A 12489-nucleotide genomic window follows, 5' to 3' on the forward strand; every position below is an offset into this window, starting at 1 on the left:
CAACATAAGAGGAGAAAGTTGAAAGTTAAAAGTTGCAACGCGACAGGGGGCGAAAGCGCCATTCTAAACGTCTCTCCGCGCCAACGCCCTGAACGCGGCCAGCAACCCTGAAATTGTGACCGGATTGGCTCGCGTTTCCACTTTGAACTTTCAACTTGTCACTAAACGAAAAAGGGCACTGCCCTTGCGGACAATGCCCTAATTCTGTCACCGCGCCCCGCAAGGGGCAAACCGGTTGTCGGTCAACTGTCGATTACTCGGCAGGAACCACAGCCAGCTTGATGGTCACGGTCACGTCGGCGTGCAGAACCACGTCGATGTCGTACTCACCAGTGTTACGCAGCGCACCGTGGGGCAGCTTCACTTCGGCCTTTTCCACTTCCACACCAGTAGAAGCAGTGATGGCGTCGGCGATGTCGCGGGTACCCACGGAACCGAACAGCTTGCCTTCGTCACCGGCCTTGGAGGTCACGGTCACGCTGGCTTCGTTCAGTTTTTCGCCACGTTCCTGGGCGGCGGCCAGCTGCTCGGCAGCTTGCTTCTCCAGCTCGGCGCGACGCTGTTCCACTTCGGCCAGGTTGCCTTTGGTAGCCGGCAACGCTTTACCTTGCGGAATCAGGAAGTTACGACCGTAACCGGAACGCACATCCACCACAGCACCCAGGTCACCCAGGTTCTTGATCGTTTGCAGCAGGATCACTTGCATGATGGTCCCCTCGGCTTAATTGTCGTGGCTGTCAGTGTACGGCAGCAGCGCCAGGAAGCGGGCCTGCTTGATCGCAGAGGCCAGCTGACGCTGGTAGCGTGCCTTGGTGCCGGTAATACGGCTGGGCACGATTTTGCCGGTTTCGGTGATGTAAGCTTTCAGGGTGTCGAGATCTTTGTAATCGATGTACTCAACACCTTCCGCGGTAAAGCGGCAGAACTTGCGGCGGCGATAAAAACGGGCCATTGGATAATCTCCTCTTTAATCCTGGTTGAGGGTGTCCAGCGTTTGGGCAATCAGTTGCAAACGGTCCCGGGCGTCACCTTTGTAACCGGCGCGACTCAGGCAACCGGTAACTTTAATGCGCTGACCCTCTTTCAGGCTCTGGGCCTGTCGGGTCATCCCACCTGCCAGTATCACGGCAACGCGGGCCTGGACTTCGCGGGGATGGCCATCTTCCAGTTGCCGGGAGCGATGCTCCAGCCACAGGCGTTGGCGCGGTACCCCTGCCGGCGTCACTATCACTTTTTCCAAAGTGACAATCACACCAGTGAGTTCACAGCGATTGCTTTCCAAAATCAGCTGGCAGCCCCCTCCTTCTCGTCATTCTTGGCTAGCGGGGACGGCTCGGAGGCCGCCTTGTCGCAACGAATCACAAGGTGACGGATTACGGCATCGTTAAAGCGGAAAGTGTTTTCCAGCTCGCCCAGGGTCTCGCCGTCACATTCGATGTTCAGCATCACGTAGTGGGCTTTGTGGATCTTGTTGATCGGGTAAGCCAGCTGACGACGGCCCCAATCTTCAAGACGGTGGATGGTGCCCTTACCATCGGTCACGATCGCGCTATAACGCTCGATCATGGCCGGCACCTGTTCGCTCTGGTCCGGGTGAACCAGGAACACAACTTCGTAATGACGCATGTTAGCTCCTTACGGTTGCGATACCTCACGGCATCAATTCAGCTTCCCATCCGCCAAATGCAGGACGGTGAAGCAAGGAGACCTGCTCGACAGGCTAAAGCCTATAGGACGCAGGAAGCGCGCGATTCTATCCCATTGCACGCCCTTTCCTCAAGGCATATCCGTTGCCATCCGGCAAAGACGGACGTATGCTCAGTAGAAACAAAACGCTACAAACGCTTACAAGAAGCGTCGTTAACCCTAAATCCCTGAAATAAAAGGGAAAACAACAAGAACGGGATACGACCATGAAATTTAGCGCTCTGGCCTTCGGCCTGTGCAGCCTATGCCTGCTGAGCCCCCTGTCCGCCCAGGAATCGGCCCCGCCACCCTGCGGCAGTCCGGTGGCCGTGCCGGACAAACCGGCTCTAGAGGATTACCCGGACTACTCGGACTTCCTGCTGCAGGTGATGCAGTACAAGCAGGCCAATCGTCAGCAAGCCAATCATCAAGCAGCCTGCCCGCAGGATTATGAGCCCGATCCAGTGGCCAGCAGCGACCCCACCGTCATCGACCAGCCGGAAACCCTGGACAGCGCCCTGGCCCGCACAGAGCGCCTGAGCCCGATTGACTACCAGCGCAACCGCACTTGGTATAACCGCTCCACGTCACAGAGTTTTGGCCTGCCGGCCCTGCCCGGCAACTCCCTGGCCGGAGAGCATATCCGCACCCTGCTCGGCAACGCCGGATCAGACACCCCGCTGGTGCTGCCGATGACCATTGTCGGCATGCAGCTAAACGGGCTGAACGATGGCGGCGACGCCCGAAACCTGCTCACCGAACAGCTTTACCGAAACCTGTTTGGCGAGGAGCGAAAGGCGGACCTGGCCACCCTGATGGCCGGCAACCCCAATGCCATCGTCGAGATATCCAGCAACGGTAACCTGATGCTCTATCTGGATGTTAACAATGAGTCAGTGTTAACCACCGGCCTCATTGAAGTGGAAAGCTGCCTGAGCAGCGGCTGCGAGAATTCGCCCTGACCCCGCACAGATGTGAAAGAGGCCCCGGAGCACGCCATGTCCCTGATCCGCTTAATCATCCTGCTGACCCTGCTGGGGCCATTGCTGCCGACGGTGGCAGCGGCCGCCGGTAGCAGCGGGCTGAGCCAGCCCCAGCAACAGGCCCTGAGGCAGGCACTGGGGCCTCGACCGGACATTCATGAGTACAACCGCCAGGACCAGTTCGTCACCGATCTGTTGGCCTGGCAACAGCGCAAGAGCCGCCTGACCGCCAGACTCGCCCGTGGCGAATCCATTGCCCCGCCCCGGCCCAGCAGCCCCAATGACTGGCATCATGTCACCGGCCCGGAGGATCTGGACACCGCCGTGCGCAATGCCGATGGCTATGTGCAGCCGCAATACCGGGAACCGATTCGCTATAACCGCACCACCCATATCAGCTTTCCGCTGGCGCCACTGCCCGGCCAGACGCTGGCCGACAAAGCGCTCAGCGTCCCCGGCGCCCTGCCCGAGAACCATGACGACGAGATTCCGGAAATACTGCTGGAGGACAACGTGCGCATCCAGCGGGAACTGTCCGTCAGCCGCACCCCGCTGCCGCTACCCACGCTGGAAAGGCAATTAATAGTTAATAATGAATAATTAATAACTCGCAATGCTGGTTCGTGGTTTTGCCAACGCAAGAGGCCGCGCCCATCCTTTGGTCGCGGCCTCTTGCGTTGAGAAAACCAAAGCCGTTACTCACGCAACTATTAATTATTCATTATTACTTGCTTTCCCTCTGTGCCCGCACATGAAACAGCATCACCCCCGTGGCCACGGAGACGTTCAAGCTCTGCACTTCGCCGGCCATGGGGATTTCCAGTAGCTGGTCGCACTTGTCCCGGGTCAGCCGCTTCAGGCCGGCACCTTCGGCGCCCATCACGACCGCCAGGGCATCCGGGGCCTGGAACGTAAACAGGGACTCACTACGCTCTTCGAGCGCGGTGCCCACCACCCAAACGCCCCTTTCACGAAGCTGATCCAGCAGGCTGGCCAGGTTGCCCACCTCGTAATAGGCCAGGCTTTCCGCCGCCCCCACCGCCGTACGACAGGACACCGGCGTGAGCCCGGCGGCGTTGCGGCGCGGCACGATCACCGCATCCACCCCGGCCGCATCGGCACTACGCAGGCAGGCGCCCAGGTTATGGGGGTCGGTGACATTTTCCAGAATCAACAGCCATGGCCGCGCGGGCTTGCCATCCAGCCATTTCAGCAGACCACTCTCATCGCCAGGCTTGCGGGGCCGCGCCCGGGCCACGATACCCTGATGCTGGGGACCGGCGTGCTTTTCCAGCACCTCTCGGCGAGCCCGCTGTACCGCGATGCCGAAGTCCCTGGCGGACTGGATCATGGCCTCCAGCCGGGGCTCCTCCCGCTCGGCACGGCTGTCCTGTACAAACAGCTCCAGCACCGCCTCAGGACGATGGCGCAACAGGGCCTCCACCGCGTGGAAGCCGGAATACATCTGGGGTTTCTGGGGTTTGCTCATGATAACGCCTGCACGCAACACGGTCGGGCAAAGATTGGATGTAGGAGCCTGCCTGTAAGCGAATTTACTAACGCCGTAAGCGGGTTCGCTTGCAAGCAAGCTCCTACAGGGAGGGCTCTAGCTCTTGCTGCTACGCCGGGCCGCTTTTTTACCGCGTGGCGGCCCTTTCCGTTTGGGTTTGGCCTTGGGGATATCGCCTTTGGCCAGCTTTTCCCGTTCGCTGTTACCGCCTCTGCGATTACCGCCACCGGTTTTCTTGCTGCCGCCCTTGGGACGACCCTTGCCGGAAGGCGTGGACGACTCCAGCTGCAGATCAATCTTGCGGTCTTCGGTATGGACTGCCGCCACACGCACGGTGACGCCATCGCCGAGCCCGAATTTGCGGCCACTGCTTTCCCCGGTGAGGGTCAGATTGACCTCATCGAAGTGGTAGTAGTCGCTATCCAGGTTGGCCACGTGTACCAGGCCATCGATATGCAGCTCATTGAGCTGGATAAAGAGACCGAAGTTGGCAACACCGCTGATGACACCCTCGAAGACGTCACCGATATGCGATTCCATGAACTGGCATTTGAGCCAGGACACCACATCGCGGGTGGCGTCGTCAGCCCGGCGCTCGGTCATGGAGCACTGCTCACCGATGGCCACCATGTCTGCCTGACTGTAGGGAATCAGCTTCTCAGCGGGAATCTTCGGCAGTTTGCCGGGATTGTCCACGTGATTGGGCTCACCTTCGCTACGAATGAGGAAGCGGATGGCCCGGTGTACCAGCAAATCCGGATAACGGCGAATCGGCGAGGTGAAGTGGGTATAGGCCTTGTAGGCCAGCCCGAAGTGCCCTTTGTTCTCCGCCTCGTATTTGGCCTGGGTCATGGAGCGCAGCATCATGGTCTGAATCACGTTGCGATCCGGTCGATCCAGAATCTGCTCACGCAAATCCTGATAGACGTGCGGCTTGGGCGCGCCTTCCGACCAGCCCAGGCTCAGCCCCAGGCCACCCAGGAATTGCTGCAGCTTGCTGAGACGCTCTTCCTTGGGAGGCTCGTGGTTACGGAACAGGGCCGGCAGACCTGATTTTTCCAGCAGTTTGGCGGAACAGATGTTGGCGGCCAGCATGGCCTCCTCGATCATGATATGCGCCACATTGCGGGTCACCGGCACAATGGCCTGAATCTTCTGGTTTTCATCGTAGATGATGCGGGTGTCATCGCTGTCGAAATCGATGGCGCCCCGTTCCGCACGGCGCTTGCGCAGTGCCAGGAACATTTCATGGAACGACCAGATCATGTCCAGGGACTCGTCGTCCAGACTGGCCACGGTGTCCTGGGCCAACTGGGAATCCGGTTCTTCGATGATCGCGCCGACCTTGTTGTAGGTCAGGCGGTGCCGCGAGCGCATCACCCCTTCACGGAAGACAAACCCGGTCAGACGACCGTTGGCGGAAATTCTCATGTCGCAATACAGGCACAGCCGATCCACATGGGGATTGAGCGAGCACAGCCCGTTGGACAGGGCCTCCGGCAGCATCGGCACCACCCGGTTGGGGAAGTACACCGAATTGCCACGGGTAGCGGCCTCCCGATCCAGGGCAGAACCCGGCGCCACATAGTGGCTGACATCAGCAATGGCGACGATCAGGCGCCAGCCACCACGGGGGCGACGCTCCACATAGACCGCGTCATCAAAATCCCGGGCGGTTTCGTCATCAATGGTGACCAGCGGCAGATCACGCAGGTCCACCCGATGGGCTTTCGCCTTGTGGGGCACACCGGTGCCAAAACGCTCGGCGTCGGCTTCCACACCGTCCGGCCAGACATGAGGAATCTCGAAACGGCGCAGGGCCACCTCGATTTCCATGCCAGCCTGATCCGGAGTGGCAATAATCTCTTCCAGACGCACCAGCACATGGTGGTCACGGCTGGGGTACTGGGTAATCGTGGCGCGTACGTGGTCACCCGGGTTGGGTTTGAGGCCATTCTTGTCCTCAACCAGCACTTCACGGGTAATACGCCGGTTTTCCGGCTGCAAGAAGCTGATGCCGGCCTCGCGGGAGTAGCGGCCGACCACTTCGGTGGCAACCCGTTCGGTGATCTCTACGATGCGGGCTTCTTTTTTGCCAAAGCGGTTATAGCCGGCATCGCTGACCAGCACCCGATCCCCATCCAGGACTTTTTCCATCTGGCGAGGCCCCAGGAACAAGTCGCTCTGGGTTTTGTCATCGGGAATCAGGAAGCCAAAGCCGTCCTTATGAGCCTGAACTCGGCCGGCGATCAGGTCCATACGGGACACCACGCCCAGCTTGCCATTGCGGTTCTGTACCAGTTGGGCATCACGCAGCATGGCTTTGAGACGACGTTCGAGGCCGACTTCACCATCCTCGTCCACCTCCAGCAGGGAGGCGATTTGCTCGAACTCCATGGGCTTGCCATGGTCGTTGAGCACCTCAAGGATCAGTTCCCGGCTGGGAACAGGGTTTTCGTAGTTTTCGGCCTCACGATCGGCATGGGGGTCACGGTAACGTTTTTTAGGGGGCATTAAATTTTTTTCGGAAAGAGGGTTTGACATCCGGCCATCATATACTAGAATGCACGCGCTTTCGCGATGAACCGGCCGGAAACGGTAAGCAACTTTACCTTATATTGAAGGGTTCGGTACAGCACGAAACGCCGAGGTGGTGAAATTGGTAGACACGCTAGCTTCAGGTGCTAGTGGGGGCAACCCCGTGGAGGTTCAAGTCCTCTCCTCGGCACCAATTCAAAGGGCTCCCAAACGGGGGCCCTTTTTTGTTTCAGGCCAAACACCGCCAGCCGTCCCAGAGCCAAGGTGCAGAAAGCCATGAATATCCTACGTTCCATGATCGCAGCCTTCGTATTGGCCACCAGTCTGTTCCTGGCGCCGGTTGCCACCTATGCCGACGATGGCAGCGCCAAACACCCCGCTATTCAGCAAGCTGATGCCCAACGCGAGAAAGAAGCCAATCGCAAACGCTACCTGCTAGTGTTTCCGGCGGCAGTCATCGGCATCACCGTGGCACTGATCATCATTACCCGCCGCAGGAAGTAACCAGCTGGCCCTGGCAGCGCCCCTGCCGACAGGCTCCGCGTGATCTAGACCCCACACCCTGCCTGCGCCCCGTCAGGACAGCGCCTCACTGTCATCCGCCATCGGCTCCACCCAGCGCGAACACAGCAACCCCACCTCAAAGAGCACCCACATGGGGATCGCCAGCAGGCTCTGGGAGATAATGTCCGGCGGCGTCAGCAACATGCCCGCCACGAAACACCCCACCACCACATAAGCCCGCCCACCGGCCAAAACTGTCGGCGTGACAATTCCCGAAGCCACCAGCAGCACCACAGCCACGGGCAACTCAAAGGCCATGCCAAAAGCCATCACGAATGTCATGGTGAACCCCAGCCAGGCACCGATATCCGTCATCACCGCCACCCCTTGCGGGGCCACCGAGATAAAGAACGCAAACAACAGCGGCATGACCACAAACCAGGCAAACACGGCACCGAAATAGAACAACAGCACGCTGGCAAACAACAGCGGGCGCGCAAAACGCTTCTCACGCCGATAAAGCCCTGGTGATACAAAGCTCCAGCATTGGTGCAGTAAAAACGGCATGGCCAATAACATGCTCAGGTACAACGCCAACTTGAAGGGCACCAGAAAAGGCCCGGTTACATCAGTGGCGATCATGCTGCCGCCTTCGGGCAGCGCCTGCATCAACGGCTGCGCCAGCAGGGTATAAATGTCCCCGGCAAACATGAACAAGGGGATGAAAATCAACACAACAGCAACGACTGAGCGCAACAGTCGCTGGCGCAGTTCCAGCAAATGCCGGGTCAGCGGCATGGAATTCATGATGACTCCATTTTCTTCGCCGGCCCATTTTCCTCCATGGGGGGCTTATCGACAGGCTCTTGTTGCAATAACGCCAACTCTCGCTGGATCTTTTCACGGCGTTCTTTCATATCCAGATTGCGCGCTTCGCTTTCCAGCTGTTGCTGCACCTGCTTCATCATCGCGCGGCCTTTACCCAGCCACTGCCCCAGAGTGCGCACCAGCCTGGGTAGCTTTTCCGGCCCCAGCACCACCAGCGCGATCACACAGACCAGCAGCACTTCCATGAACCCGAAATCGAGCATGACTCTCAGCTCCGCAGGGTGTCTTTCTGCGAGTCCAGATCACTGGACACCAATGACGCCGAATCCTCCTGTTCCGCTTGCAGGCTTTTCTCGCCATCCTTGACCGCATCCCGGAAGCCCTTGAAAGCGCCTCCCAGATCAGAACCAAGACTACGGATTCGTTTGGTACCAAACAGCATGATGACGATGACCAGAACAATAAGAAGTTGCCAGAGGCTGATACCGGAAAGCATGTTTTTCACCTGCGTTTGTCTGATGGGATATGACGAACATTGTCCCGACTCCGCATGACTCCGCGATGACAGCAACGCGCTATCTCAGTGACGCTTTGACTTTAAAAAACACAACCCGGAACGAAAAAAGCCGCCCACAATGTGGGCGGCTTTTTTCGTTAGATTGCCGACTTACAGTGCGATTTCACCACCATCTTCACGGGTGATCACGATAGTGGCAGAACGGGGACGGCTGACACCATTGCCCAATGACAAGGCATCACCATTCGGGTTTGGCCATGTGCTTACATCCGTGTTGAAGTTGGCGGCAGAGCCACCCTCGCCGGGGTGCTGCACGTTGATGAACAGACTGCGGGCATCCGGCGTCATGGTGATACCGGTAATTTCACAGCCTTTCGGGCCGACCAGGAAACGGCGAAGGTCCACCGCCGATGCATCCTTGCCAACGAAGGTGGTATTTTCCTCAGCACCAAAATCATTGGTAAAGGTAAGCATGCCACCGTCACCGACCTCGCCCGGTATAGCCACCAGCATCTGGTTATTCACCGTATCGCGATAGGCGCCATCATCGGTCTGAATCCACAACAGACCACGTTGGTCGAAGTACAAACCATCCGGGCTGGAGAAATCATTGTCGGCGGTCAGGCCGGACAGATTGATGCTTTGAGCATCCTTGTCGGCAGGGGCGCCGAACAGGAACACATCCCAATCGAAGCTGGTGGCGGCATGATCGCCACCCTCTTCGCGCCAGCGGATAATGTGACCATTGGGGTTACCGCCCGAGCCGCCATAGGTGCGCGGATTGACGCCATCAACGGTATCCGGGGTACGGTTTCTGCCGCTGTTGTTGGTCAGGGTCAGGTAGCACTCACCATTCATCGGGTTGACCGCCGCCCACTCCGGGCGATCCATCTTGGTCGCACCAACATGGTCTGCGGCAAGACGGGTCGCCAGGATTACATCACCCTGACTGGAGAAGGGGTAAAGGGGATTCGCTGCATCCAGCCCGTTCACTCCGAAGCTCAGCTCTTTCCACTCGCCGGTGCCGTCATTGTTGAAGATCGCCACATACAGCTTGCCGTCATCCAGATATTTGTTGCCCGCAGTGGTTCCCATACCCACGTCAGCGGGATCCCAGCTGGCAGCACTGACAAACTTGTAGAGATATTCGTTGCGGGAATCATCGCCCATGTAATACACCAGCGGCTTGCCGGCTTCGGCGGGAGCAAAGATGGCGCCTTCATGGGCAAAGCGGCCCATGGCGGTACGCTTGACCGGTTTGCTGGCGGTATCGAAAGGATCCACCTCCACAATATAGCCAAAGGTGTTCGGCTCATTGCGGAAATCATCCGTGGCCGTGGCACCGATGACACTGATATTGAACCGCTGGTACATGTCGCCGGCAACGGTGTCCCATTCCCGATATGAAAACCCTTTGCTCACCAGCCCCATGCCGTAGCGCGCGAACAGGTCATTCTCGACCGCACTGCGCGCATCAGACGCGTCGTTGCGATTGAAATACGAAAACCAGTTTTCTTCACAGGTCAGGTAGGTGCCCCAGGGAGTGCGGCCGCTGGCGCAGTTATTGAGGGTGCCAAAGCCCTTGTCGCCGGCAGGGCTCAGTTTGGTTTTCAAGGCGTCATGGCCTGCGCAGGGGCCTGAAATCACCGCTTCAGTGGCACCGGTAACACGACGGTTGAATGCGGAATCCTTGACGTAACGCCACTGGCCATCCTCTTTGATCACTTCCAGACACGCCACACCATGGGCGAGGATTTCCCGGTCAATCTCCACCTGCGGACGGGCACCGCCGTTATCGGCGGCATCGGTCACCCCATTCTCATGCAGGGTGTCATCTTCCAGATTCTCGTGATTCATGCACAACACGCCACGCTCAGAGGCATTCGGCTCCCAGACACCCGCAGCCCCCAGGCCGAAGAACTCCATGCCGTCGTGCTCATCGCCGGAACGCTTGTCGAAGTCCTCACCGCTACCATCGTTCTGGTAATCCGCGATATCGGAAAACAGCGCATCACCTTTGGCGATCAGCACACTGGCCTGGTAGCCATCAGGCAGCACCACCCGATCCTCCAGTGACCGCGGCACCGCCGCAAAACCCAACTCGGCAGGCGTCTCACTACCCGCATCACCGCCATTACGATTGTTGCTGTCGCCACCACAGGCCACCAGGCTGGCACCTGCCACCATGGTGGCAGCGGTAGCGCCGCCGCGCAGGATCTGGCGACGGGAAAGGTGCTGCTCCAGCACAGTGTTGATGGTGGTGTTATCGGAACGGTTGCTGTCTTCTACGGGATGGTGGCCCATCTCTGTTCTCCCTGTGTCTGTTTTCGTTGCCTGCCTGCAGCCGGACGTACCGGCCACTGAGTCGGTGAAAGTACGCAAACGAGGTTAGGCAGAACGAATGACAAAAAGGGGTACAGACCATGTCATTTTCAATGCATGGATGTGTCTATCAAAAGACAGTCAGCGCGGGGGATAATCAGGGCAGAACAGGAAGGCGCAAATAGCGCGAACCGTCACGTCACCAGATGCCCGGCGGGCATCGGTGACGTGACGGAAGGAGCCGTCAGGAGAACGGGTGCCGCTTGATGATGGTTTCCACACGGTCCGGGCCGGTGGAAATAATATCGATGGGCGCACCGGTCACTTCTTCGATTCGCTTGAGGTAGGCCACCGCATTGGCAGGCAGGTCATCCACGGATTTGGCACCCAGGGTGGACTCGGTCCAGCCGGGCAGGCTTTCGTAAACCGGTTTCACTTCTTCGTAGCTATCCGCATCCCAGGCGCAGGTGAGGGAGTTGCCTTCCGCATCCTGATAGCCGATACAGATATTCACTTCTTCCAGACCGTCGAGCACGTCCAGCTTGGTCAGACACAGGCCGGTAATGGAGTTGATCTGGATGGAGCGCTTCAGAGCCACCGCATCGAACCAGCCGCAACGGCGGGCACGCCCGGTGGTGGAACCGAACTCGTGACCTTTCTCTGCCAGGTAACGGCCATTCTCATCGAACAACTCGGTGGGGAAAGGACCGCTGCCTACCCGGGTGGTGTAGGCCTTGGTGATGCCCAGCACATAGTCCAGATAAAGCGGGCCGAAACCGGTGCCGGTGGCGGCGCCACCAGCGGTGGTGTTGGAGCTGGTCACATAGGGATAGGTGCCGTGATCGATATCCAGCAGGGTGCCCTGGGCGCCTTCGAACATGATGTTCTCGTTGCGCTCACGGGCGCCGTGGAGCACGGTGGTCACGTCGGTGACCATGCTGCGCACGTCTTCGCCCATGGCCAGGGTTTCATCCAGGGTTTTCTGGAAATCCACCGGCTCGGCATTGTAGTAACTGCGCAGCACAAAATTGTGGTAGTCCATCACTTCGCCGAGCTTGGCGGCGAAGCGCTCACGGGAATAGACATCTCCCAGGCGCAGGCCTCGACGGGCCACCTTGTCTTCATAGGCCGGGCCGATACCACGACCGGTAGTCCCGATCTTCTTGTTGCCACGGGCCGCTTCCCGGGCCTGATCCAGTGCCACGTGCACCGGCAGGATCAGCGGGCAGGAGGCAGAAAGGCGCAGACGCTCACGTACCGGCACGCCATTGTCTTCCAGGCCGCCGATTTCCTTGAGCAGGGCATCCAGGGCCAGCACCACACCATTGCCGATCAGGCACTGAACGTCATCGCGCAAAATGCCGGAAGGAATCAGATGCAGGACGGTTTTCTTGCCATCGATCACCAGGGTATGGCCGGCATTGTGACCACCCTGAAAACGGGCCACCAGAGAGGCCTGATCGGTAAGCAGATCGACGATCTTGCCCTTGCCTTCATCACCCCACTGGGTGCCGAGAATGACTACGTTCTTACCCATGATTGCTAGCTGCCGTGTTGAGTTATAACAAACGCTTGCACGCGACCCGCTTAACGGGGCACGC

Annotated in this window: 14 protein-coding genes and 1 tRNA gene; 4 read left to right on the forward strand and 11 right to left on the reverse strand. The window is 58.8% G+C overall.

Annotation, left to right across the window (positions count from 1 at the left end; genetic code table 11):
* Positions 1-253: 253 nt before the first annotated feature.
* Genes rplI through rpsF form a run of 4 tightly spaced genes read right to left on the reverse strand, consistent with a single transcriptional unit; the run spans position 254 to position 1626 of the window.
* Complete coding sequence (gene rplI / locus T9A_RS03180) at positions 254-706, reverse strand: 50S ribosomal protein L9 (RefSeq protein WP_035245005.1); 453 nt, start codon at positions 704-706, stop codon at positions 254-256.
* 15 nt (positions 707-721) lie between these two features.
* Entirely contained in the window at positions 722-952 is a 231-nt protein-coding gene (rpsR, locus tag T9A_RS03185) for a 30S ribosomal protein S18 (protein WP_035245006.1), read from the reverse strand.
* 15 nt (positions 953-967) lie between these two features.
* Positions 968-1282, reverse strand: a complete 315-nt coding sequence (gene priB, locus T9A_RS03190) for a primosomal replication protein N (protein ID WP_035245008.1) — start codon at positions 1280-1282, stop codon at positions 968-970.
* 2 nt (positions 1283-1284) lie between these two features.
* Positions 1285-1626, reverse strand: a complete 342-nt coding sequence (gene rpsF, locus T9A_RS03195; RefSeq protein WP_035245010.1) for a 30S ribosomal protein S6 — start codon at positions 1624-1626, stop codon at positions 1285-1287.
* A 287-nt stretch (positions 1627-1913) separates the two neighbouring features.
* Between rpsF and T9A_RS03200 the strand changes: the two genes are divergently transcribed.
* Both T9A_RS03200 and T9A_RS03205 read left to right on the forward strand, forming a co-directional pair.
* Positions 1914-2648: a hypothetical protein gene (locus T9A_RS03200; RefSeq protein ID WP_035245012.1), complete on the forward strand. Its 735-nt coding sequence runs from the start codon at positions 1914-1916 to the stop codon at positions 2646-2648.
* Positions 2649-2684: 36 nt separating this feature from the next.
* Entirely contained in the window at positions 2685-3269 is a 585-nt protein-coding gene (locus T9A_RS03205; protein ID WP_035245014.1) for a hypothetical protein, read from the forward strand.
* Between the two features lie 124 nt (positions 3270-3393).
* Here the strand turns inward: T9A_RS03205 and rlmB are convergent, their stop codons facing one another.
* Together rlmB and rnr are read right to left on the reverse strand one after the other, a co-directional pair.
* Complete coding sequence (gene rlmB / locus T9A_RS03210) at positions 3394-4158, reverse strand: 23S rRNA (guanosine(2251)-2'-O)-methyltransferase RlmB (protein ID WP_084573380.1); 765 nt, start codon at positions 4156-4158, stop codon at positions 3394-3396.
* 117 nt (positions 4159-4275) lie between these two features.
* Positions 4276-6693 (reverse strand): ribonuclease R, encoded by a 2418-nt coding sequence (gene rnr / locus T9A_RS03215; protein WP_035245015.1) that lies wholly within the window; start codon positions 6691-6693, stop codon positions 4276-4278.
* Positions 6694-6823: 130 nt separating this feature from the next.
* Between rnr and T9A_RS03220 the strand changes: the two genes are divergently transcribed.
* Positions 6824-6910 (forward strand) — tRNA-Leu (locus T9A_RS03220).
* Positions 6911-6993: 83 nt separating this feature from the next.
* Positions 6994-7221 carry a hypothetical protein gene (locus T9A_RS03225; RefSeq protein WP_035245017.1) on the forward strand — a complete coding sequence of 76 codons (228 nt, stop codon included), beginning with the start codon at positions 6994-6996 and terminating at the stop codon, positions 7219-7221.
* Between the two features lie 72 nt (positions 7222-7293).
* On the opposite strand, the gene tatC is transcribed toward T9A_RS03225, so the two are convergent.
* The 5 genes from tatC to T9A_RS03250 form a co-directional block, all read right to left on the reverse strand.
* On the reverse strand, positions 7294-8028 hold the full coding sequence (gene tatC / locus T9A_RS03230) for a twin-arginine translocase subunit TatC (RefSeq protein ID WP_035245018.1): 735 nt from the start codon (positions 8026-8028) through the stop codon (positions 7294-7296).
* The gene (tatB, locus tag T9A_RS03235) at positions 8025-8312 is read right to left on the reverse strand and encodes a Sec-independent protein translocase protein TatB (RefSeq protein ID WP_052042460.1); all 288 of its coding nucleotides are present in this window, start codon (positions 8310-8312) and stop codon (positions 8025-8027) included. The genes tatC and tatB overlap by 4 nt, the downstream gene beginning before the upstream one ends.
* Positions 8313-8317: 5 nt before the next feature.
* Entirely contained in the window at positions 8318-8545 is a 228-nt protein-coding gene (locus T9A_RS03240; RefSeq protein ID WP_035245020.1) for a Sec-independent protein translocase subunit TatA, read from the reverse strand.
* 171 nt (positions 8546-8716) lie between these two features.
* The gene (locus tag T9A_RS03245; RefSeq protein ID WP_035245021.1) at positions 8717-10870 is read right to left on the reverse strand and encodes a PhoX family protein; all 2154 of its coding nucleotides are present in this window, start codon (positions 10868-10870) and stop codon (positions 8717-8719) included.
* A 262-nt stretch (positions 10871-11132) separates the two neighbouring features.
* Positions 11133-12425 carry an adenylosuccinate synthase gene (locus T9A_RS03250; protein ID WP_035245022.1) on the reverse strand — a complete coding sequence of 431 codons (1293 nt, stop codon included), beginning with the start codon at positions 12423-12425 and terminating at the stop codon, positions 11133-11135.
* Positions 12426-12489: the final 64 nt, after the last annotated feature.

Source organism: Alcanivorax jadensis T9, assembly GCF_000756655.1.
GTDB classification, from domain to species: domain Bacteria; phylum Pseudomonadota; class Gammaproteobacteria; order Pseudomonadales; family Alcanivoracaceae; genus Alcanivorax; species Alcanivorax jadensis.

Bases quoted from the DNA above. Each gene is read 5' to 3' on its own strand.
- T9A_RS03250 (WP_035245022.1), bottom strand. From the start codon at position 12,425: ATGGGTAAGAACGTAGTCATTCTCGGCACCCAGTGGGGTGATGAAGGC.
- T9A_RS03200 (WP_035245012.1), top strand. From the start codon at position 1,914: ATGAAATTTAGCGCTCTGGCCTTCGGCCTGTGCAGCCTATGCCTGCTG.
- rpsR (WP_035245006.1), bottom strand. From the start codon at position 952: ATGGCCCGTTTTTATCGCCGCCGCAAGTTCTGCCGCTTTACCGCGGAA.
- T9A_RS03205 (WP_035245014.1), top strand. From the start codon at position 2,685: ATGTCCCTGATCCGCTTAATCATCCTGCTGACCCTGCTGGGGCCATTG.
- rpsF (WP_035245010.1), bottom strand. From the start codon at position 1,626: ATGCGTCATTACGAAGTTGTGTTCCTGGTTCACCCGGACCAGAGCGAA.
- T9A_RS03240 (WP_035245020.1), bottom strand. From the start codon at position 8,545: ATGCTTTCCGGTATCAGCCTCTGGCAACTTCTTATTGTTCTGGTCATC.
- T9A_RS03245 (WP_035245021.1), bottom strand. From the start codon at position 10,870: ATGGGCCACCATCCCGTAGAAGACAGCAACCGTTCCGATAACACCACC.
- T9A_RS03225 (WP_035245017.1), top strand. From the start codon at position 6,994: ATGAATATCCTACGTTCCATGATCGCAGCCTTCGTATTGGCCACCAGT.
- rnr (WP_035245015.1), bottom strand. From the start codon at position 6,693: ATGCCCCCTAAAAAACGTTACCGTGACCCCCATGCCGATCGTGAGGCC.
- rplI (WP_035245005.1), bottom strand. From the start codon at position 706: ATGCAAGTGATCCTGCTGCAAACGATCAAGAACCTGGGTGACCTGGGT.
- rlmB (WP_084573380.1), bottom strand. From the start codon at position 4,158: ATGAGCAAACCCCAGAAACCCCAGATGTATTCCGGCTTCCACGCGGTG.
- tatC (WP_035245018.1), bottom strand. From the start codon at position 8,028: ATGAATTCCATGCCGCTGACCCGGCATTTGCTGGAACTGCGCCAGCGA.
- tatB (WP_052042460.1), bottom strand. From the start codon at position 8,312: ATGCTCGATTTCGGGTTCATGGAAGTGCTGCTGGTCTGTGTGATCGCG.